The sequence below is a fragment of the Nitrincola iocasae genome (assembly GCF_008727795.1).
Lineage (GTDB): Bacteria > Pseudomonadota > Gammaproteobacteria > Pseudomonadales > Balneatricaceae > Nitrincola > Nitrincola iocasae.
On the sequence record NZ_CP044222.1, the window covers coordinates 2494334 to 2515383 of the forward strand.

21 protein-coding genes are annotated in these 21050 nt (G+C 50.7%); 11 read left to right on the forward strand and 10 right to left on the reverse strand.

From position 1 onward, the window contains the following. Nucleotides 1–74 precede the first annotated feature (74 nt). Genes F5I99_RS11515 through amaB form a run of 3 tightly spaced genes read right to left on the reverse strand, consistent with a single transcriptional unit; the run spans nt 75 to nt 3093 of the window. A complete protein-coding gene (locus F5I99_RS11515) occupies nt 75–254 on the reverse strand; it encodes a TraR/DksA C4-type zinc finger protein (protein ID WP_151056149.1) in 180 nt (59 codons plus the stop codon). Between the two features lie 34 nt (nt 255–288). Then, nucleotides 289–1569, reverse strand: a complete 1281-nt coding sequence (gene amaA, locus F5I99_RS11520; protein ID WP_151056151.1) for an L-pipecolate oxidase — start codon at nt 1567–1569, stop codon at nt 289–291. A 30-nt stretch (nt 1570–1599) separates the two neighbouring features. Beyond that, nucleotides 1600–3093, reverse strand: a complete 1494-nt coding sequence (amaB, locus tag F5I99_RS11525) for an L-piperidine-6-carboxylate dehydrogenase (RefSeq protein WP_151056153.1) — start codon at nt 3091–3093, stop codon at nt 1600–1602. Between the two features lie 120 nt (nt 3094–3213). Here amaB and F5I99_RS11530 point away from each other — a divergent pair, with 120 nt between their 5' ends. From F5I99_RS11530 to F5I99_RS11540, 3 genes are all read left to right on the forward strand, one after another. Continuing rightward, nucleotides 3214–4146, forward strand: a complete 933-nt coding sequence (locus F5I99_RS11530) for a LysR family transcriptional regulator (RefSeq protein ID WP_225307656.1) — start codon at nt 3214–3216, stop codon at nt 4144–4146. 80 nt (nt 4147–4226) lie between these two features. Then, complete coding sequence (hglS, locus tag F5I99_RS11535; RefSeq protein ID WP_151056157.1) at nt 4227–5588, forward strand: 2-oxoadipate dioxygenase/decarboxylase HglS; 1362 nt, start codon at nt 4227–4229, stop codon at nt 5586–5588. A gap of 71 nt (nt 5589–5659) precedes the next feature. Further along, a complete protein-coding gene (locus F5I99_RS11540; RefSeq protein WP_151056159.1) occupies nt 5660–6616 on the forward strand; it encodes a YbgA family protein in 957 nt (318 codons plus the stop codon). Here the strand turns inward: F5I99_RS11540 and thiI are convergent. From thiI to F5I99_RS11560, 4 genes are all read right to left on the reverse strand, one after another. Further along, entirely contained in the window at nt 6610–8088 is a 1479-nt protein-coding gene (gene thiI, locus F5I99_RS11545; protein WP_151056160.1) for a tRNA uracil 4-sulfurtransferase ThiI, read from the reverse strand. The genes F5I99_RS11540 and thiI overlap by 7 nt on opposite strands. Nucleotides 8089–8114: 26 nt before the next feature. Further along, entirely contained in the window at nt 8115–8456 is a 342-nt protein-coding gene (locus F5I99_RS11550) for a zinc ribbon domain-containing protein YjdM (protein ID WP_151056162.1), read from the reverse strand. A gap of 171 nt (nt 8457–8627) precedes the next feature. Continuing rightward, nucleotides 8628–9965, reverse strand: coding sequence for a ferredoxin reductase family protein (locus F5I99_RS11555; RefSeq protein ID WP_151056164.1), 1338 nt, complete (start codon nt 9963–9965; stop codon nt 8628–8630). A 190-nt stretch (nt 9966–10155) separates the two neighbouring features. Next, entirely contained in the window at nt 10156–10584 is a 429-nt protein-coding gene (locus F5I99_RS11560; protein ID WP_151056166.1) for a helix-turn-helix domain-containing protein, read from the reverse strand. Between the two features lie 336 nt (nt 10585–10920). Here F5I99_RS11560 and F5I99_RS11570 point away from each other — a divergent pair, with 336 nt between their 5' ends. The 3 genes from F5I99_RS11570 to F5I99_RS11580 are packed head-to-tail and all read left to right on the forward strand — an operon-like array spanning nt 10921 to nt 13106. Further along, the gene (locus F5I99_RS11570; RefSeq protein ID WP_151056168.1) at nt 10921–11538 is read left to right on the forward strand and encodes a CDP-alcohol phosphatidyltransferase family protein; all 618 of its coding nucleotides are present in this window, start codon (nt 10921–10923) and stop codon (nt 11536–11538) included. Between the two features lie 15 nt (nt 11539–11553). Then, nucleotides 11554–12183 (forward strand): lysophospholipid acyltransferase family protein, encoded by a 630-nt coding sequence (locus F5I99_RS11575; RefSeq protein WP_151056170.1) that lies wholly within the window; start codon nt 11554–11556, stop codon nt 12181–12183. After that, nucleotides 12180–13106 carry a phosphatidate cytidylyltransferase gene (locus F5I99_RS11580; RefSeq protein WP_151056172.1) on the forward strand — a complete coding sequence of 309 codons (927 nt, stop codon included), beginning with the start codon at nt 12180–12182 and terminating at the stop codon, nt 13104–13106. The genes F5I99_RS11575 and F5I99_RS11580 overlap by 4 nt, the downstream gene beginning before the upstream one ends. Before the next feature lie 19 nt (nt 13107–13125). On the opposite strand, the gene F5I99_RS11585 is transcribed toward F5I99_RS11580, so the two are convergent. Beyond that, nucleotides 13126–14184, reverse strand: a complete 1059-nt coding sequence (locus F5I99_RS11585) for a carboxysome shell carbonic anhydrase domain-containg protein (RefSeq protein ID WP_151056174.1) — start codon at nt 14182–14184, stop codon at nt 13126–13128. A gap of 321 nt (nt 14185–14505) precedes the next feature. Here F5I99_RS11585 and F5I99_RS11590 point away from each other — a divergent pair, with 321 nt between their 5' ends. Continuing rightward, nucleotides 14506–15213 carry a hypothetical protein gene (locus F5I99_RS11590; RefSeq protein WP_151056176.1) on the forward strand — a complete coding sequence of 236 codons (708 nt, stop codon included), beginning with the start codon at nt 14506–14508 and terminating at the stop codon, nt 15211–15213. Nucleotides 15214–15712: 499 nt separating this feature from the next. Next, complete coding sequence (locus F5I99_RS11595) at nt 15713–16099, forward strand: hypothetical protein (protein WP_151056178.1); 387 nt, start codon at nt 15713–15715, stop codon at nt 16097–16099. An 18-nt stretch (nt 16100–16117) separates the two neighbouring features. On the opposite strand, the gene F5I99_RS11600 is transcribed toward F5I99_RS11595, so the two are convergent. Further along, entirely contained in the window at nt 16118–16471 is a 354-nt protein-coding gene (locus F5I99_RS11600) for a ribbon-helix-helix domain-containing protein (protein ID WP_151056180.1), read from the reverse strand. 21 nt (nt 16472–16492) lie between these two features. Then, nucleotides 16493–17056 (reverse strand): DJ-1/PfpI family protein, encoded by a 564-nt coding sequence (locus tag F5I99_RS11605; protein WP_151056182.1) that lies wholly within the window; start codon nt 17054–17056, stop codon nt 16493–16495. A gap of 168 nt (nt 17057–17224) precedes the next feature. On the opposite strand from F5I99_RS11605, the gene betI reads away from it, so the two are divergent. From betI to betA, 3 genes are read left to right on the forward strand one after another with little or no spacing between them, the layout of a single operon-like run. Beyond that, on the forward strand, nt 17225–17839 hold the full coding sequence (betI, locus tag F5I99_RS11610; protein ID WP_151056184.1) for a transcriptional regulator BetI: 615 nt from the start codon (nt 17225–17227) through the stop codon (nt 17837–17839). Between the two features lie 12 nt (nt 17840–17851). After that, entirely contained in the window at nt 17852–19315 is a 1464-nt protein-coding gene (gene betB / locus F5I99_RS11615; protein ID WP_151056186.1) for a betaine-aldehyde dehydrogenase, read from the forward strand. Further along, nucleotides 19312–21003, forward strand: coding sequence for a choline dehydrogenase (betA, locus tag F5I99_RS11620; protein ID WP_151056188.1), 1692 nt, complete (start codon nt 19312–19314; stop codon nt 21001–21003). The genes betB and betA overlap by 4 nt, the downstream gene beginning before the upstream one ends. The last annotated feature ends 47 nt before the right edge of the window (nt 21004–21050 follow it).

Sequence of the window (21050 nt, forward strand, 5' to 3'; positions counted from 1 at the left end):
ATAAATAAGGGACTATGGATTACTCTTCGTCCATACCACAAAAGCATTATTTCAAAAAGCTCAGTTCAGCACAACTATGACAAATATTGGAAAAAGGTGATTTGGCGCTTTTCTGGAATAACACTGTCACACTCTTCACAATGGACGGCGCTCTCACCCTTGGCTAATTTACTTCGGGCCTGTTGCACGGCATCGGCAACGCTCGCATCAATTTGATCCTGTACGGCACCATCGCGTGACCAACCACCTGCCATTGCGTTCTCCGATCTATGAAGGATTGAATGAGTCTCAGATCAGAACTCTAAGGCATTGTCCTGCATGATAGAGGCTAAATCCAGTCTCGTAAGCCAAAGACCATAGCTTACGCTGCTTGATAGGTTGTGGTTGACTCAATGGCAGGGGTAGCCAGGCATCATTACCTTCGGCTAGCCAGTGGGCAAACCCTTTCCCCATCAGGGTGCCAGTGGTGTTACCACGGCCATTGTAACCACTGGCGGCAATCAGCCCGGGAGCCGGTTCGAAGATACGCATCACATGATCCGGGGTAAAGCCCATGCGCCCGGTCCAGCTTACCTGCCAATCCACGCTACCTAATTGAGGAAAATAATGTTTTTGAATACGGTTGGCCCAACAGCGCAGCAAGGCATCAGGTTTACGCTCGCCTCGTCCCAGGCTGCCAAGTATCAACCGACCGGCCTCGTCCCGGCGAACACTACTCAGCACCGTCCGTGTATCCCAGGCGCCTTGACCACCAGGTAAAATGCTTGCAGCGGCATCACCGTCCAAGGGAGCCGATGCTACCTGATAAAAGTAACCCGGAAAGAAATGCTGCGACAGATGCGTCCAGTCCCCCTGAGTATAGGCATTGCTGGCCAGCACCACCTGAGCCGCTTTAACCTGACCCGCTGACGTTGATACTAACCAGCCATCCCCGTCACGTGTAAGAGCCGTTACCGGACTGTGACAAAACAGCTGTGCCCCCAGGGATACGGCCGCCCGTGCCAAACCTCGGGTATAAGCACAGGGATTAATTGAGCCTGCTCGTCGATCCAGTAACGCAGCGGGTATTTGGCTACTGCCGGTCAAGGCGTCAACCTCAGCCCCTTTAAACAGCTCAACAGGTGCGCCCTGACGACTGAACTGTTCAAAACGTTGCTGCAAGGCTTTCACACCCTGCTGATTATGCGCCAGATGCAAGGTGCCCTCGCGTCTGGCTTCACAATCTATGGCGTAGCGTTCGATTAACTCAAATACCAATGAAGGGGCGTCACCCAGCAAACGATTGGCACGCTCCCCCCGCTCAGCACCGAGGCGCGTACAGATGTCTTCGGGTGGTAGCCACATACCGGCATTCACCAGCCCGACATTACGGCCAGACCCACCGGCGGCTACCTCATCCGCTTCCAGGATACAGCTAGCAATGCCCATCTCCTGCAGATGCACCGCCGTAGATAATCCGGTAATGCCACCACCGATAATACACACCTGGGTCTGCACATCAGTATTCAGGCACTGACTTTCAGGTTGCGATTCAGCCGATGTCAGTTGCCATAGACACTGTTCCAGCATAGCCACCTCGTTACTGGCTCACGACCAGACTCAATCGAACTTGATGCCCTGTGCCAGCGGAAGTTCACGTGAATAATTAACCGTATTGGTCTGACGGCGCATATAGCTTTTCCAGACATCCGAACCGGACTCACGACCACCCCCGGTCTCTTTTTCGCCACCGAAGGCTCCACCGATTTCGGCACCACTGGGGCCGATATTGACGTTAGCGATACCGCAGTCACTGCCCACATCCGATACGAAGGTTTCCGCTTCGCGCACATCCGTGGTGAAAATGCAGGACGACAGTCCCTGCGGCACATCGTTATTCAAGGCAATCGCTTCATCCAGGGTGGAATAGCTGATCACATAGAGAATCGGCGCAAAGGTTTCCTGACGCACCAGATCCGTCTGGGCATCCATCTCGACGATGGCCGGTGAGACATAATAGCCATCCGGATAGTGGTCTTCCAACTGTCGTTCGCCACCATAGACTTTAGCCCCGGCATCTCGGGCTTTTTGCAGAGCTGTTTGCATATTCTGATAGGCATCCGCATCGATCAACGGGCCGACCAACGCGCCTTCCAAAGGATGACCCACCACGATGCCGCTGTAGGATTTTTTCAGCCGCGTCAGCAGCTCCTCGCGCAGTGAAGTGTGAACGATCAGACGACGCAAAGTCGTACAGCGCTGTCCAGCGGTTCCCACTGCCGAAAACAGTATTGCTCTGACGGCCATATCCAGGTCAGCACTAGGCGCCACAATCATAGCGTTGTTGCCCCCCAGTTCCAGAATACAACGACCGAAACGCGAAGCCACCAACGGAGCCACTGCACGACCCATCCGCGTACTGCCGGTAGCACTGATCAGTGCGACACGTGGATCTTTGACCACGACCTCACCAGCTTCACGCTCACCAATCACAACCTGGCTCAACCCGACCGGAGCGTCTTCACCGAAGTCCTGCATCGCCTGTTCCAGCAAGGCCTGACACGCCAGTGCGGTCAGAGGGGTTTTCTCTGAAGGCTTCCACACCAGACTGTTACCACATACCAGCGCCAGCGCCGCATTCCAGGCCCAGGGAGCCACCGGAAAGTTGAACGCCGTGATCAGGCCGATCGTCCCCAGTGGATGCCAGGTTTCACGCATATGATGGCCAGGCCGCTCTGAGGCAATGGTCAACCCAAACAGCTGGCGTGACTGGCCCACGGCCAGATCGCAGATATCGATCATCTCCTGCACTTCCCCCAGGCCTTCCTGCAGAATTTTGCCGCATTCCCAGGAAACCAGTGCACCAAGATCATCTTTGTGACGACGCAAGGCATCACCAAACAGGCGCACCAGTTCACCACGACGGGGGCCCGGCACACAGCGCCACTGCTCGAAGGCCGACTGTGCCGCTGTAATTTTTGCGTCCACCTCAGCCGGTGTATCGATTTTCACCTGGCCGATGACACGGCCATCTACCGGTGTCATCACGCTGAGATCGCCACCCTGCCAGCTGGCTTCACTGACACCCAAACGCTGCATAATTGCCTTAATCATGGTCACTCCTGTTAGTTCACGGAATTGATTTAACCCGAGTATGCTCAGGTGCCAGGGCTTTACACAAGCGACGTTTTTGACCAATATCATTCTTTTTTTTCATGCAAAGTAGCCAAGATGATAAATAAACGCCACCTTCCATCACTTAGCGCCATGCAATGTTTCGAAGCCGCCGCACGGCATATGAGCTTCACCCGCGCCGCCGATGAGCTCAGCCTGACACAGAGTGCGGTGAGCAAACAGGTGTCGCAACTGGAAACGCTGCTGGCCCACCATCTGTTCCGGCGCGTGCGCAAACGCCTGCAACTTACCCCCGAAGGTTCGGTGTATCTGACTGAGGTGAGAAAAATTCTGTCACAGGTGGAGATGTCGACACGCTATATGCGCTCTTATGGAGCAGACAGTGAAGTATTGAATGTTGCCACGCTGCCGACCTTCGGGTCGCGCTGGCTGATCCCCCGTCTGAAAGGCTTTCGCCTCAGTCACCCGGATATCTCCCTGAATATCACCAACCGCGCTGAGCCTTTTGACCTGGAAAAGGAGCGCATCGATATTGCGTTTTTCTTCGGCCATGGTGCCTGGCCGGGTGCTGAATGTGTGCACTTGCTGGATGAGGAAGTGGTGCCGGTCTGCTCACCTGACATACTGGCCGCGGAAGGCCTGCATAGTCCCATGCAACTCACCCGCCTGGTGCTGATGCAGAATGCGCAGCGCCCGGAAGCCTGGCATGACTGGTTTGAAGCTCAGGGGTTCTATACCGAACAAAGCTATCACGGCCCCCGCTTTGACAGCTTTTACATGTCCATCCGCGCCGCGCAAGCGGGTTGCGGCGTGGCACTGGTACCACGTTTTCTGGCCGCCGAAGAACTGCTGGAAGGCAAGCTGGTGATTCCCTGGCATTATGCCCTGAAAAGTCGCGACGCCTATTATATGGCCTACCCGGAACATAAGGCTGAGCTAAGTAAAATCAGCCGTTTTACTGACTGGATTGCCACCCGGCTGGAGCAGGATATGAAGTCCATACCGCCCTGTGTGAACGAAATTTTGGAATGACCTCAGAGAAAAGTTTCACTTGAAGCAAGCCGGATTTATCTGTTCTGATAACAACAAATGACTCAACCAGGAGTTTTCCAGTGGATACAACCTACCTGACACCAGACCAATTACGTACCCTGTTTTCATCTGCCATGTCAGACATGTACCGCAATGAAGTACCCCAGTATCAAACCCTGCTGGATCTGGTTGATGAGGTCAATCAAGGGGTACTGGCCGATAACCCGGCACTGAAACAGGCGCTGGAGCAGCGTGGTGAACTGGAACGTCTGAGCCTGGAACGTCATGGCGCCATCCGCGTCGGTCGGGCTGACGAACTCGCCATGCTACGCCGCCTGTTTGCTGTGATGGGTATGTACCCGGTCGGCTATTATGATCTTTCCAGCGCGGGCGTACCGGTCCACTCCACTGCCTTTCGCCCGGTCGATGAGGACGCACTGCAGAAAAATCCGTTCCGCATCTTCACTTCCCTGCTGCGCCTGGAGCTGATCCAGGACCCAGCCTTGCGTGAACAGGCCAGCCACATACTGCAACAACGTGATATTTTCACCCCGGCGCTAAAACAACTGATTGAACTGGCCGAGCAACAGGGAGGACTCAACGCCGATCAAGGTCAGGCCCTGGTAACTGAAGCGCTGGAAACCTTCCGTTGGCATGACAGCGCCACTGTTGATGCCGCCACCTATCAGGCACTGCTGCAACAGCACCGCCTGATTGCGGATGTGGTGTGCTTTCGTGGACCGCACATCAATCATCTCACCCCGCGCACCCTGGATATAGATGCTGTACAGCAGCGTATGCCCGAGTACGACATTACTCCCAAAGCGGTGATCGAAGGGCCGCCGCATCAACGCTGCCCGGTATTATTGCGCCAGACCAGTTTTAAAGCCCTGCAGGAGCCTGTGCGCTTTACTGACGGCACGACTGGGCAACACACGGCACGCTTTGGTGAAATAGAACAACGCGGTATGGCGCTGACCCTCAGGGGGCGTGCCCTTTATGATCAGTTACTGAATAATGCACTCACACAAACGGCAGGAATGGATCAGGATAATGCCAGCTACCAGCAGCAGTTAGAACAGGCCTTTGAGCCCTTCCCGGATCAGGAAGACAGCCTGCGCACACAAAAACTCGCTTATTTTCGCTACCGCCTGTCTGATAAAGGTCGTGAAGCCGCTCCCCTGAGCAGCCTGCCGATTCTGGAGCAGTTAATCGATGATGGGCTGGTGCTGGCTGAACCTATCATTTATGAAGATTTTTTACCTGTCAGCGCCGCCGGTATCTTCCAGTCCAACCTGGGTGACGAGGATAAAGCACTTCAGGCGGGACAGGCCAATCAGGAGGCCTTTGAAGACGCTCTGGGCGCTGCTGTACTCGATCCATTTCAGCGCTATTCCGATCTGGAACAGGAATCACTATGCCGCACATTAAAACAACTCTAGCGACTCACTTCGCCTAAAGGACACAAGTATTGTAAACTGAAATCCTCCTTGGCCTTCAGTGGATGGTATAGATGTCAGCGTTCAAACCCGATCAGATTCAAATAGGTATCAGCGCCTGCCTGCTGGGCGAACAGGTACGCTTTGATGGCGGGCATAAGCAATCACGCTATTGTATGGATGAACTGTCACGGGTTTTTCACTATGTACCCGTCTGCCCGGAAATGGCGATTGGCATGGGCACACCACGGAAAACCATTCGCCTGGTGAATCATGAAGGTGAAGTCCGCGTTAAAGCCAGTGATGACAGCTTTGATGTTACTGAACAACTCAATGACTACGCCACTGAAAAAACCACTGAACTGAACTTCCTTAGTGGCTATATCGTCTGCGCTAAATCCCCGACCTGTGGTATGGAGCGGGTCAGGCTCTATGACAGCAAAAGCGGTTATAGCGAAAAGGCCGGTGTCGGTGTCTTCGCCCGCAGGTTGATGGACACCTATCCGTTATTGCCGGTAGAGGAAGATGGTCGCCTGCATGATCTGGTGCTGCGCGAGAATTTTATCACCCGGGTGTTTGCCTATCATGATTGGCATAAGCTTTTAGCCGAAGGGCTCAGCCGCAAAGCCATTGTCGCCTTTCATACCCGTTACAAGTATCTGCTGATGGCCCACCATCAGGAACAGTATCGTCAGCTAGGCCGTCTGGTTGCCAACTTCACCGATGATCTGGATAAAGATGCACAGAATTACTTTACCCTGTTTATGCAGACACTGATGCACCATGCCAATCGCCGCAGCCATACCAATGTGCTGCAGCATATTCAGGGGTTTTTCTCCGACCGGCTGACTGCCAGGCAGAAACAGGAATTGAAGGGCAGCATCGACAAGTACCGCGAAGGTCTGTTGCCCTTGCTGGTACCTGTGACACTGATTCGACACTATCTGAATGAGTTTGAAGAGCCCTTCGTCGATCAGCAGGTTTACCTTAACCCGCATCCCGAAGAGCTCAAACTGCGTTACGGTTATTGAGCCAGTTCAGCCGGGTAAACACGCACATTATCAAACCCGGCATCGCGCAGGTTCTGCGCCTGCAACTGACTCATGACCCCTTTGTCGCAATAAAGCCAGTATTCGCGGCTCTGATCCAGTGCAGCAAAACCACTGTGCAATCGGTAAAAAGGCATAGGCACCACATCTACCTGAGATAGACGCAAGGGCGCATTATCCACCTCGTCAGGGGCGCGTACATCCAGCACCACCACCTGCTCATTGAACGATGCCGAGGCTGGCAGCAGATCCGCTGCGACTGCTCTGGCAGCCAGATCAGCTGGTATTTCAGTAATTGGTTGGTAGCTGGCCATCGCCAGCGCATCCGCCATCACCGCCTGGCTTAACCTGGCCTCAGCCGCTTCAACCTCATGCAGCTTGGCTCGCGTGGTCGGACGCTTGCTGATCACCGCACAGTATTCAGGAATGGCTTCGGCATATACCGCCGCACCGATCATCTTCGCCTGATCAACTATCGCCTGTTTATTGGTGGTAATCAGTGGCCGTAGAATCAGACGCTCCGTTGCCCGATCAATGACCTGCAGATTGGTCAGCGTCTGGCTGGAGACCTGAGAGATCGCCTCACCCGTGATCAGCGCCGTGGTTTTCAACCGCGAGGCGACCCGGTCAGCACAACGAATCATGCAGCGCTTCAACACCACGCCCATCAATGGGTTATCCACCTGAGTCAGAATATCCTCAACCACATCTTCAAAGGGTACAGTAACAAACTTGACCCGATGCGAGCGTCCGTAACGCTGCCAGAGGTAGTAAGCTACCTGCTTAACCCCCTCTTCATGTGCCGGACCACCGAGACGGAAAAAGATAAAATGGGTATAGATTCCACGCTGCAGCATCTGCCAGGTGGCCACACAGGAGTCATAACCACCGGAAATCAGCGTGGCAACATTTTCCTGGGTACCCAGCGGATAACCACCCATGCCCTCACGGCGACGATTGATAATAAACAGGCGCTGATGATGCACCTGCAGTACCACCAGTTGATCCGGATCTTTCAGGCGCACACCGGCGTTATCTGTATGCTGAAAGAGGTAGCCACCGACATAGCGTTCCAGATCGATAGAACGGAAATCATGCACGCCCGCGCGCTGCACCCGCACCGCAAAGGTCTTGCCACGCAGTGAATCGCCCACCGCTTCGAGGGTCAGCTCACAGATACGATCAAAGTCCGGCAGATCGTATTCCTGTGCCTCCATGAAATGATGTATGCCGGGGATGCAAGTCAGCGCATCGCTGATCTGTGTCGTAATCACTTCCGGCGCATCGTCACCGACTTCGACTTCCAGCAGATCCCAGCAGCCACCGACCCGCGCAGGCTCCCAGATCTCTTTGACAATCTGGCGAATATTTTTCTTCAGCTGCTTGATCTGCTGCTGACGAACCGCACGGCTTTTAACCGTGATTTCCGGGAAAAATCGAATAATATATTTCATGGCTATCTGGGAAATCAGGGTTCCGGTCAGGCTTTCTTGACGAATTCAGACTTGAGTTTCATCGGGCCAATGCCATCGATCTTGCAATCGATATCATGATCTCCCCCGACTAAACGGATATTTTTAACCCGTGTCCCCACCTTCACCACCAGTGAAGAACCCTTGACCTTGAGGTCCTTGATTACAGTGACGGTATCGCCATCTTGCAGCGGATTGCCATTGGCATCGCGGATAGATAGGCCTTCATCGTCAGCATCAGCCGCCGCATCTTTTGACCACTCATGGGCACATTCAGGACAGACATACATCAACCCATCTTCATAGGTATAAGTTGACTCGCAGGCTGGGCAATTAGGCAGATCACTCATGGCAGTACCTTATCTTTAAGCAGGGAAATATTAACCTTGCTTAGCGACAAGGCCTTGAAGGCTGCGCATCATGCCAGAAAACGCACAATTTTTCTATGGCTGAGATGATGAACATGCCTTCAATGTTGATTAATGTCTTCGGCTATAACCACCCGATAGGGTCGCATAGCCCTAGCGCATCTGAAACAACTCCTGGTGAAACTGACCGGCAGGATAGCCCTCAGCGACCAAATCCTGACGTAACTGTTTACCGAAAGCGACCGGACCACAGAACCAGAAACTGGCCTGCTGCCATTGCGGTACACTTGAGCGGATTTTTTCTGCATCCAGCCGACCATCTCTTGGGCTGATCAACAAATGCAGTCGTATACCGGCGGCGGCCACATCGGAGGTCAGCTTATCCAGAGCGGCCTGATCCATATCGGCGGTGGCATGGAACAGGTCGATAGGTTTTTCACCCGGTTCCGCCGAGAGCTGTTTCATTCGGGCAATAAACGGGGTGATGCCTATACCGCCACTAACCCACACCTGCCGTGGTCGATTATCGCGAAAATCAAAGCAACCATAAGGGCCTTCAACCTGGATGGTTTTGCCCTCCTGCAACTCCTCTGGTAAGCGGCTGGTATAGTCACCGAGGGCCTTGGTGATAAAGACAATACGCCGATCATTCGAGTTCCAGGACGACGCGATGGTGAACGGATGGGCACCTTCCTTAGAGTCGGAAGTAACGAAGGCAAACTGACCAGCGGTGTGCCCTGGCCAGAGGTTATCCATAACCAGGGTAGTTTCCAGAACCTTCAGGCTGGGATAGTGAGTCAGCGACTCAACCCTGCCACTAGTCCGACGCACTGAGCCGATGCGACCAGCAATAGAATAACAGGCCGAGATACATCCTCCGACCAGCAGCAATCCCATAAGCCATCCTACAGGTTGTGTCCAATAATCGAATTTCATCAGCACCACTGTGTGGAAAACCATCAACAGGTACAACGGCGCAATAAGCTTGTGGGTTTTGGCAAATAATCGGTATGGAAAGCGTTTAACCAATGCCAGAACGATCAACACCACTATGGCATAGAAAGCCCACTCACCCACACTTTCTGCCAGCCCCCTCTGACTGCGCAGAGCGGCTTCCAAGGCACCCAGAGTCTCCTGCATACCTCCAGATCCTCGCGCTGGTCTATCCAACCAACCCCAACCAACCATCCACTTGGTACCCTTGGCCCACCACCAGTGTAGAGCCGCCATAACCAAAGCCGTTATACCCAGCCATTTGTGCAAACGGTACATTTTATCCAGTCCTCGCAAGTGGGGCTCCAGCCATTTAGGACGCAGAGCCAGGATCATGGCAAGGCTCATCACCGCCATGGCAATCACACCGCTATACTGGACAAACCCGGCGCGGAAAGAGAAATAGGACAGTGGTTCAGGCCACAAAGTATCAGCCATCAGCCAGGCCAGAGTAAGAACCGCCAGAAAGGCGACGAACAAGGTTTTAATGTGTTTCATCAGAGATTCCATCCAGAAACAGGTATAGTGAAAATCAACACCTTTGGGTGTTTAGACGCTTTCAGATGGCTTAAGTATGCGCTTGGAAACTGCAAAGCAGGGTTGCGCAAAGGTAAAGTTGCGTAAAGGCACACGATAATAGTGGTTTATGAAAATGGTGTTGCAAGATTGGATCTAGGCAACGATGGTCTTAAAAGAAAAGCCCCGGATCTATGTGAAAACGCTGAGACAGTGCGGCAATATGTTTTTTGCTCAGGCTGCGTTCACCAGACAGTACTCGGGATACCATGGACTTCGAACCGATCTCAGGGAGGTCCGCGGTGCCGAGCTGGTGTTGTGCCATGAGCAAGCGCAGCATGGCCAGGTCGGCAGGTTTTTCCAAAGCGTGTTGCTCAAAGGTGGCCAGCTCTTCATCACTGTTTTCATAGTTTTCGATGGCGTGGCTGAGCAGCTCGATGATGACATTGAGCGGGTCGCTGAGGGAGTCATCAGCTTCCTCCAACAGGTTTTCAATCAACGCCAGAGCCTCCTCATAGTGTGCATCATCCTTAATGGAGGCATAAGGAGCCGCTGCTTCGGCGAAGCTGTAACAGGCCTCTTTAAACGCTACAGCAGTCATAAAAGTTCTCCTTTGGCATATCGTTTACAAATTTTATCGTACTCTGCATGGGTAACTATATGTTTCACATATATGCGGTTATTAACGTCAACATACTACTTCAAGATAAATAATTGAGCCAACTACTTCGAACACAGCCAGGTGCTATGCCGAAGCTTCACCCGATTATATCTAACCGTCGCGTCGGCAGTGCCGCATGGCCGTACGGATTAGAAATAGTGATGATATTTTCAATATTCGTTGTTTACTAAAAGCCAAGAATTGACTGGCTTTTTCTATTCAACCCGAGCTGAAGCGTGGTAGGATTTATGCAAGGATTTTGAACAAGGATGCAGCATGAGCCTGTCTATTTACCAGCTAAAAACCCGCTTTCAAGCCCTGCTCAGACCCAGTGTTACGTTACTGTATAAATGGGGCATCACCGCGAATCAAGTCACCCTGCTTGCTGCACTCGGTTCTATCTGTTTAGGGGCCTTGCTCTTCTTTAACACCTATCATCCCTTGATTTTCCTGCTGCTGCCTATTTGGATGGTATTACGGATGGGATTGAATGCGGTTGATGGCATGTTAGCCCGCGAATTTGGACAGGCAAGTTATCTGGGCGCTTACTTGAACGAATTGGCCGATGTAGTTTCTGATGCCGCCCTTTATCTTCCCTTTGCGATGCTACCAGGTGTTCACTTTGAGCTACTGCTGGCTATTATATTTATGTCAGTGCTTAGCGAATATGCAGGCGTGCTCGGCCCAATGATCGGCGCTACACGTCGCTATGATGGCCCCATGGGTAAAAGTGATCGTGCCTTTGTGTTTGGCTGTTTAGGTTTGGCTTATGCCTTGGGTCTCCTATCAGCCAACATACTTAACCTGGTCATGCTGATCACCCTGTGTTTGTTATTCGTCACACTCATCAACCGTATCCGTAAAGGTATTGATGACGCGAACACATCACTATAAAAGGATAATTCACCTATGTTTGCTCATCTGCTGCGCTTTATTTTAATCGGCTTAGCAAAATTCATCACTGGTGCCAGAGCCGTTGGCAACCTTGAGTTTGAACAGGACGCTTCACCAGCCCTCTATTTTGCTAATCACACCAGCCATGGTGATTTTGTTTTACTCTGGGCCAGTCTACCTGCCGATGTTCGCAAAAAAACACGCCCGGTAGCGGGTGCAGACTATTGGGATAAAACCCCTCTTAGACGCTTTATAATTCATCAGGTTTTTAATGGCGTATTAGTCAGTCGAGAAGGTTGCCAACCAACCAACAACCCTCTTGAGCCTTTGCTTAAGGCATTGGATCAAGGTGACTCACTCATTTTTTTCCCGGAAGGAACGCGCAACCTGAGTGACGAGCTGTTATTGCCATTTAAATCAGGCTTGTACCATTTAATTAAACATCACCCTTCTCTTAAACTACAACCTGTCTGGATCAGCAATTTAAACCGCGCCATGCCCAAGGGCTACCCGCTACCCTTGCCCTTACTTTGCACCCTAAACTTTGGCCCTCAGTATTGCGCATCGAGCCAGGTCAGCAAAAACGATACATTGCATTTAGCGTCTAGCGAGCTGCTCTCTCTGAAACAGGACACCCCCGTATGAATACCACAACGCTGTTGCTGTTTTTAGGGTTAGGTGCTTTTTTGTTACTCGCATCACTCATAGGTCAACTGCTTGCCTGGAAACAAGGCAAGACTGCGGTTGTTGATAACCTCAATCAGCGGATTAATGCCTGGTGGGTGATGGTACTTGTCCTGGGTGTCGCCTTTGCGGCAGGTAAGTATGCGGTTATTCTACTCTTTTTAGGCATTTCATTTTATGCACTGCGTGAGTTTTTAACCCTATTACCAACACGACGAGGGGACTACTGGGCTCTACTCGTGGCTTTTTATGTTGCATTGCCGATTCAATACCTGCTTATTGCTATCGATTGGTATGGACTGTTTTCAATTTTCATCCCCGTGTATGTGTTCTTACTACTGCCCATCCTGGCTTCAATCAGTGGCGACACACAACACTTTTTGGAAAGAACCGCCAAAGTGCAATGGGGATTGATGGTTGCCGTCTATTGCATTTCCTCCGTACCAGCGTTGCTAACACTAGAGATCATCGGCTACGAAGGGCGCAACCTGCTTTTAATTGCCTGGTTAATTTTAGTAGTTCAACTTTCTGATGTATTTCAATATGTTTGCGGAAAACTGATGGGCAAGCGCAAAGTAGCCCCCACCTTATCACCCTCTAAAACACTCGAAGGCCTAATCGGTGGCGTCTTCTTAGCGACGCTGGTCGGTGGTGCGTTGCATTGGATAACACCTTTCAGCTTTGGCGAAGCCGTTGTGATAGCCTTTATCGTCAATGCGCTTGGCTTTGCTGGCGGCTTAGTGATGTCGGCCATTAAGCGTGATCGCGGCATTAAAGACTGGGGAGCCATGATCCAGGGACACGGAGGCATGCTCGATCGCATCGACTCAGTATGCTTTGCGGCGCCCGTGTATTTTCATCTTATTCGTTATTTTTGGACCTGATAAACTGGCGTAGGTCCCCTTATAACAACTCCAACCGTCGTGTCGACCAGTGCAGCGTGGCCGTACGGATCAGCATTTTCTCAGCCAGTGCCGGTTGTGTTTCACCAATCACATTGGCGGCGAACTCGGCCATGAAACGGGCTTTTAGTTCAGCGCGCGCCTGGTCTGGGCCGACTTCGTCATAGGGTGCAGAAGATAGCAGCAGGAAACCATCATCAGGTATTCGGCCTTGCGCCATATTGGCGCGGATAATACCGGCCGCTTTGATGATGGGATCGGACAGATCTGGGCTGTAGGGACCGATGATCAACGCTACATTGGGAACATGCAGAAAATCAAAGCCACGCCCGACGCAGATCACCCACTCACTGTGTTCGATATCCAGATCACGCTGTAATTGACGCATTTCATCGATATGGCGCAGATTACCCTCGACCAGCGGCAACAAGTCATGACGCACTTGGGCAGGCATATCGGTAAAAAAACCTTCCAGTTTCACTGGCAAACTGTCCAGCTCATCTGGTTTCAGTGTGGAGAGATCAAGCGACTCCCCTTCGCTGCTGTGCAGAATCAAGGCATCTTCGTCAGTTTCAAAACCGCACACCAAGGGATACACCGTTTTGTGCCCATGGCCAAAAATCGCCTCTACCTGCTCACGAATTTCATTTGCATGCACCATGGCGGCATCTTTATCACAGTTAAAACCGGCACAACCGCGGGACTTATCACCTTTGGAAAAATGGTAGGTGATGATAATCAACACCCGTCGGCCCTGGTGAATCGCTTCCATCACCTGACTTTCCAACAGGTCACCCATATAGGGCCAGCCCAGATCGAAAATACCACCGAGATTACGAAATGGATGCACTATGCCAAGCGGTGTTTTAGTGGCATAAGGCAAGTGTATACGCCCATCCATACACTTCAGGGCAATGATACGGGTAGGGTGTTCGGCCAGATAACGCTGACGCGCGAGTGAATTTTCAGGGTCGCAGAAAAGCGCTGAGTGGGTACGACTAAGCTCCATCAGCCACTCAATGCGTTGATCGATAGGTGCGGAATGAATCGCAGTCGGCATAGTTATTATTCTCCGTTGCTGTGAACCATCAGGCGTGGCTGACTGGCCCTATGCTAACGCAACTTGAAATATTTGGATATGCACTCTGCTATAGGCTTCTGAACCACTTAAAACTTGCTTAGGCACTGTCAACAGCGATGCAAAGGAAAGTCTTAGGCTGCATGATAAGGATACTAAATATTTACTTGATTAAAATCGACTAGGGGGTAATATGTTGGTTCAGGGAGTTTAGATCAACATAAGGATATGTAGCCAACACAGCTCAATGCTACCCTCCTTTTTTGCCTAGACTTTATATTTACAATAGTAATGACATAAGCCATGACGAAAGACTCTAAAACTCATGCGCTTTTAAAAGGGACGAATTGTATGTCACAAAGGACAGATATTATCGACGGTTCCCAGGCTTTTGGTCGAAACAGAGGATTAATCTATACAAAGAGATGCGGATGGATAGATCTGGGACATGCCGATCCAGAAGGGCCTAGGGAATTGTGGACTAAAATACTTCACGAACAGACCGAGGAACGAACAGAACAGGGATTTTTCAGGATTAGGTATCATCAGGAAATGAGGACAACAAAATTCAACATCACAGTTGGTGCTGGCATTAGAAAAAAGTACGATATAAAAAAAAATCTCACCCCAATTGATGCAAAATCAGTCGCACTAGCAATTTTCTTAGATACATCTCACGCTTTTGAGTCCATGCAGACTAGATGGCCCTTTCGGTTGAAAACAGACAGTGGGTATAGTGCTGAGGATTTAGTATCTAACTTAATTTCTTTTTATCGCACACTCAACCCACATATAGATTATTTGAAGATTTGCCAACCCGTAAGTAAAGACATTGCCCTTCAAATTTGGGATAGATATGGTGCTCTAGGCACCAATAAAAATCATACTCACTTACCTTTTTTATACCCAATCCCACCCGCCCAAGGAGGTCCAATGTGTGGAACCTTACCTCCTGAACTAAACACAATTATACCAGCAACACCGGGAACTCTCTTCAAAGAGGCACAATAATATGCGTATGTTAATTTTAGCATTATCATCATTTACAGTCTTTATCGGATGCTTTTTTTATTTAGCTAGTGTTATTTTTTCAGAGCATTATCCATATACATACAAAAGCTTTAATTATTATCTATTAACACCTTCAGAGATATCAAAAATGACAAATTTGTGTATAGACAAACCATCGTTTATCTACAGTATAGGTGATGGAAACAAGGCTTCATACACAGCGATGAACTGCACTCTCGATAGAGAAATTATTTTAAATCACATAAAAGAACTAGGATTTGAAATTAACAAACACGGCAGATACGTAAAGAACAATACCAAAATTGAATTCTTATACGATGATACTAACGACAAGGTTACGGAGGTTACTTTATATGAGTATTAATTATAACCCTTAATTCAGATAATTACCTAGCAGCACCAATCAAAAAATACTCTAATTAACTAAAACTAACTTTCTATTTAAACACCAAAAACATGATAACAAAGGTGCAATAAAATGCGCGCACTGATATTAGTATTTGTAGCAGTTGCCATCATTATTGGCTCTGTTTTTTATGTAGCACGCATTGGTTTTTCTGAGCATCACGAATATAGCTATAAGAGCCTGGACTACTTCCTGCTGACTCCATCAGAGATGTCTACTATGACCAAATTTTGCGAAGACAAACCTCGCTTTATTTCAAGATTAGTAAGTGGTCCCAATTCAATCAGCATAACAACCATGAATTGTACTCTTGCAATCGATGTGATCTTAACTCACTTGAAAGACATAGGCTTTCAACTTGAATATGGCAAATATGTAAAAGGTGATACCAGCATTGAAATATTAACCAATGATCTCGATGATAAGGTGGTAGAGTTAACCTACTTAGAATTTAGTTAGGACTCCAAAATCGAGACATCAATGACGTCTGGACTGCTGTTCCTGCAGCAGTATCTGCTCAGCATCGAGTGATCCAATTGGGATGTCTGTGTTGACCGGAATATCACCTTGGATCTGCAAGGCCAGATAACGCAACACACAGACGCGCAGAAACGAGGTGAAATTACCCAGATCATGCCCGGCATCAATCGATTCATGATAGAGCCGGGTAATCAGTTGAGGGGTTTGCATACCGTCACGCTGAGCGATCTCTTCCAATAGCTTCCAGAAATAGTTTTCCATCCGCACACTGGTGACCATGCCATCTATACGCAATGAATGTGTGCAGCTTTTCCATAAGCCAGGATCGCCCTTGATGAATAGTCGGCACATACCCCTCTCCTCTGAACAGTGTTATTGCAACAGTTTCTGGAACTGCGCCAGCCAAGCCGGATGTGCAGGCCAAGCAGGTGCTGTTACCAGCTTGCCATCGGTTACGGCTGAATCAACCGGAATATCGGCATATTCACCACCGCTGGCTTCCACTTCCGGGCTACAGGCTGGATAAGCAGAACAACGTCTGCCTTTTAACACTTTAGCAGCTGCCAGCAATTGTGCACCATGGCAGATAGCCGCGACCGGTTTATCCGCTTCAAAAAAGTGCTGGACCATGCTTATGACTTCTGGATTCAGCCGCAGATATTCTGGTGCTCGACCGCCTGGAATAACCAGGGCATCATAATCGCCAACCTGAATCTCGCTGAAGCTGGCATTCAGAGTAAAACGATGCCCTGGTTTTTCGCTATAGGTCTGATCGCCTTCAAAATCGTGGATCGCCGTAGCGATACTGTCACCGGCTTGCTTATCAGGGCAAACCGCATCAACCTGATGACCGAACGCCTGCAGCGTCTGGAAAGGCACCATGGTTTCATAATCTTCGGTGAAGTCGCCAGTAATCATCAGTATTTTCTTGCTCATCTGGGGTCTCCTTTAATTGTTATAACCCAGTATCAAACATCTCACAGATTTATATCTTCAGGGTATTACCGGAATACTACCTGGACATTTTTCAACCACCCTCAGGGTTGATCCTTGCATAGTTATTCGGTAGTCTTTTATTAATTGAACGTTCAATTAAGGAAAAATATGCCCATCGTCGGCGTCAAAGACACCCGCAAACAGCAACTGATTCAGGCCACACTGGAGTCAATTGCTGAGCTGGGTTTACAGAACACCACTATTGTCACCATCAGCCGCCGTGCCGGGATGTCATCCGGTATTATCAGCCACTATTTTGGTGGCAAGCAGGGGTTGATTGAAGCTGCTTTGCGCCACTTGCTGGAACAGCTGGGGCAGGATTTTCGGGCACGCATCAAAGGGTCTGACGGCTCACCAGAACAACGCCTGGCAAGTATTATTGAAGCCAACTTCACCGATTTTCAGCGCTCAGACCTCGCAGCAAGAACCTGGTTAAGCTTTTGGGCGCGCTCTATGCATGAACCAGGACTCAAGCGCCTGCAGCAGATCAACAACGCTCGCCTCTATAGCAATCTGCGCTACGCCTTTGCGTTGCGCCTGCCAAAACACGCCGCCACGGAAGCGGCGCGACAGACGGCGGCATTGATCGATGGCTTCTGGTTGCGCAGTGCGTTAAGTCTGGACCCACAGGAAAGCTTTGCTGCAGGTGAAAGGCTGTGCAAACAATTTGCGCTACGCTGCCTACAGCCAACTACATCACCCTATTTAAACGCTACAGATTAAGGTAACTATTTTATGTCTCTGCCTCGCTATCAAAACTTTGTTAACGGCTGCTATCAGGCCAACCTCAGTGGTGAAACTTTCAGCGTCATTAATCCGGGTACCGGCCAGGTGATTTACGAGATGGAAGTTGCCGATGCCAGTATCCAGCAGGCCGCTATCGACAGTGCTCATGAAGGCTTTGCTCGCTGGTCTGCGATGAATGGCGTAGCTCGCAGCCGTATTCTGATGCGTGCAGTGGCGCTGCTGCGTGAGCGCAATGATGAACTGGCCAAGGTCGAAGTGCAGGACACAGGTAAACCCTGGCAGGAAGCTGTAGCTGTCGATGTGGTCACTGGCGCTGACTCGATTGAGTTTTTTGCAGGGCTGGCGGCATCGATTGAAGGCAATCAGCAGGATCTTGGCGGTGATTTTTACTACACCCGCCGTGAGCCTTTGGGAATTTGTGCCGGCATCGGCGCCTGGAACTACCCGTTACAGATTGCCTGCTGGAAAGCAGCACCGGCACTGGCGTGTGGTAACAGCATGATTTTCAAACCCTCGGAAGAAACCCCGCTGGGTGTATTAAAACTGGCAGAAATCTTTGTTGAAGCCGGTGTACCTGCTGGAGTATTCAATGTGGTTCAAGGTGATGGCAAGGTGGGAGCCTGGCTGACACACCATCCGGATATTGCCAAGGTTTCCTTCACCGGAGAAGTCGGCACCGGTCAGAAAGTGATGGCGGCTTCCGCCTCCTCGCTCAAGCAGGTCACCATGGAGCTGGGCGGCAAATCACCACTGATCATTTTTGATGATGCGGATATCGACAATGCCGTCTCAGCCGCGATGCTGGGTAATTTTTACACCCAGGGTGAAATCTGTACCAATGGCACCCGTGTATTTGTTCATGAAGCCATTCAGGATATTTTTTTACAGCGCCTACTGGAACGCACACGTAACAATATTCGCCTGGGTGATCCGGCCGATCCGGAAACCAACTTCGGCGCGTTGATTTCAGCCCAACATCGGCAAAAAGTACTCAGTTATATCGAAATCGGTCTGGCAGAAGGTGCGAAACTGCTGCATGGCGGTCAGGCGGTACAACCGGCGGCGGCTCCAGGTGGTTTCTTTGTCGAACCCACTATTTTCAGTGATTGCACCGACGACATGACCATTTGCCGTGAAGAGATATTTGGTCCGGTCATGTCAGTACTGAGCTTCAGTGATGAAGACGAGGTGATACGCCGCGCCAACACTACCGAAACTGGTCTGGCTGCCGGGGTATTCACCAATGACCTGCGTCGTGCCCACCGGGTTATTCATCAACTGCAGGCCGGCATCTGCTGGATCAACAGCTACGGGGCATCCCCGGCTGAAATGCCCGTGGGTGGTTACAAACTATCCGGTATCGGCCGTGAAAATGGCCGCGTAACCCTGGACCACTATACACAAATCAAATCTGTGTATGTTGGTATGACTGATCTGGAGAGTCCATTTTGAGCACTCAAGAAAACACTTTTGATTACATCATAGTTGGAGCAGGTTCGGCTGGCTGTGTGCTGGCAAACCGCCTGACCGAAGATGGTAAGCACAGCGTACTGCTGCTGGAAACCGGTGGCAGTGACAAGAGTATTTTTATTCAAATGCCAACGGCGCTGTCCATTCCGATGAACACGAAGAAATACGCCTGGCAGTTTGAGACCGAACCCGAGCCTTTTCTGGATAACCGTCGTATGCACTGCCCGCGTGGCAAGGTATTGGGCGGGTCGTCCTCCATCAACGGCATGGTCTATGTGCGTGGCCATGCCCGCGACTTTGATGAGTGGCAGCAAAGCGGCGCTGAGGGTTGGGATTATCAACACTGCCTGCCCTACTTCCGCAAGGCGGAAACCTGGGCCTTTGGTGGGGATGCTTACCGTGGTGATAGCGGTCCGCTGGGCGTAAACAACGGCAACCAGATGCAGAACCCGCTTTATCAGGCCTTTATTGATGCCGGTGTTGAGGCTGGCTATTTCAATACCAGCGATTATAACGCTGCGCAGCAGGAAGGCTTCGGGCCGATGCATATGACCATCAAAGGGGGGCGTCGCTGTTCCACGGCCAATGCCTATTTGCGTCCGGCCATGAACCGCTCCAACCTGATGCTGGTTACCCATGCCTTGGTGCATAAAGTACAGCTAGAAGACAAAAAAGCCGTCGGCGTGATTTACGAACAAGGGGGTCGTACCCACACTGCTCGCGTCAGACAGGAAGTGATTTTATCGGCGGGCTCCATCGGCTCGCCTCACCTGCTGCAGCTCTCTGGTATAGGTGATCCAGAGCTGCTGGCTAAAGCCGGTATCGCCTTAGAACATGACCTACCCGGTGTGGGTAAAAACCTGCAGGACCACCTGGAGTTTTACTTTCAGTTCCGCTGCCTGAAACCGGTTTCTCTGAACCGCAAACTGGGCTGGTGGAGTCGCTTGAAAATTGGCACGCGCTGGATTCTTAAAAAGGATGGGCTGGGTGCCACCAACCATTTTGAATCCTGCGGTTTTATTCGCTCTAAAGCCGGTGTTGAATGGCCGGATCTGCAATACCATTTTCTACCTGCGGCAATGCGCTATGATGGCAAAGAAGCCTTTGATGGTGATGGCTTTCAGTTGCATATCGGCCATAACAAACCCAAAAGTCGCGGCTCAGTAGATATAGTGTCTGCCGATCCTCATCAACCACCACGGATACAGTTTAATTATCTTCAAGAGGAAGCTGATCGGGAAGGCTTTCGTGCCTGTGTACGCCTGACACGGGAAATCATCAACCAGCCTGCTATGGATTCTTACCGTGGCGATGAAATTCAGCCAGGACTAGATATTCAAAGTGATGAACAGATCGATGCCTTTGTCCGTCGCGCTGTCGAAAGTGCCTACCACCCCTCCTGCTCCTGCAAAATGGGTGTCGATGCAATGGCCGTGGTGGATCCACACACCCGAGTCCACGGCTTGCAAGGGCTGCGGGTAGTTGATTCATCTATTTTTCCGACGATACCCAACGGCAATCTGAACGCGCCCACCATTATGTTGGCCGAACGTGCCGCTGACCTGATTCGGGGCATGGAGCCCCTTGCACCATCGAACGCTGACGTATCGTTGGATGCACATTGGCAGGAACGCCAACGCCCCCAGGAGGCGAAGCGCAAGGCTATCTAAGCCTCGCGCAGCCTCAACACAACGTGCAAACCATCAGGCTGTAACCA

Bases quoted from the DNA above. Each gene is read 5' to 3' on its own strand.
- F5I99_RS11515 (WP_151056149.1), bottom strand. From the start codon at position 254: ATGGCAGGTGGTTGGTCACGCGATGGTGCCGTACAGGATCAAATTGAT.
- amaA (WP_151056151.1), bottom strand. From the start codon at position 1,569: ATGCTGGAACAGTGTCTATGGCAACTGACATCGGCTGAATCGCAACCT.
- amaB (WP_151056153.1), bottom strand. From the start codon at position 3,093: ATGATTAAGGCAATTATGCAGCGTTTGGGTGTCAGTGAAGCCAGCTGG.
- F5I99_RS11540 (WP_151056159.1), top strand. From the start codon at position 5,660: ATGTCAGCGTTCAAACCCGATCAGATTCAAATAGGTATCAGCGCCTGC.
- thiI (WP_151056160.1), bottom strand. From the start codon at position 8,088: ATGAAATATATTATTCGATTTTTCCCGGAAATCACGGTTAAAAGCCGT.
- F5I99_RS11550 (WP_151056162.1), bottom strand. From the start codon at position 8,456: ATGAGTGATCTGCCTAATTGCCCAGCCTGCGAGTCAACTTATACCTAT.
- F5I99_RS11555 (WP_151056164.1), bottom strand. From the start codon at position 9,965: ATGAAACACATTAAAACCTTGTTCGTCGCCTTTCTGGCGGTTCTTACT.
- F5I99_RS11560 (WP_151056166.1), bottom strand. From the start codon at position 10,584: ATGACTGCTGTAGCGTTTAAAGAGGCCTGTTACAGCTTCGCCGAAGCA.
- F5I99_RS11570 (WP_151056168.1), top strand. From the start codon at position 10,921: ATGAGCCTGTCTATTTACCAGCTAAAAACCCGCTTTCAAGCCCTGCTC.
- F5I99_RS11575 (WP_151056170.1), top strand. From the start codon at position 11,554: ATGTTTGCTCATCTGCTGCGCTTTATTTTAATCGGCTTAGCAAAATTC.
- F5I99_RS11580 (WP_151056172.1), top strand. From the start codon at position 12,180: ATGAATACCACAACGCTGTTGCTGTTTTTAGGGTTAGGTGCTTTTTTG.
- F5I99_RS11585 (WP_151056174.1), bottom strand. From the start codon at position 14,184: ATGCCGACTGCGATTCATTCCGCACCTATCGATCAACGCATTGAGTGG.
- F5I99_RS11590 (WP_151056176.1), top strand. From the start codon at position 14,506: ATGACGAAAGACTCTAAAACTCATGCGCTTTTAAAAGGGACGAATTGT.
- F5I99_RS11595 (WP_151056178.1), top strand. From the start codon at position 15,713: ATGCGCGCACTGATATTAGTATTTGTAGCAGTTGCCATCATTATTGGC.
- F5I99_RS11600 (WP_151056180.1), bottom strand. From the start codon at position 16,471: ATGTGCCGACTATTCATCAAGGGCGATCCTGGCTTATGGAAAAGCTGC.
- F5I99_RS11605 (WP_151056182.1), bottom strand. From the start codon at position 17,056: ATGAGCAAGAAAATACTGATGATTACTGGCGACTTCACCGAAGATTAT.
- betI (WP_151056184.1), top strand. From the start codon at position 17,225: ATGCCCATCGTCGGCGTCAAAGACACCCGCAAACAGCAACTGATTCAG.
- betB (WP_151056186.1), top strand. From the start codon at position 17,852: ATGTCTCTGCCTCGCTATCAAAACTTTGTTAACGGCTGCTATCAGGCC.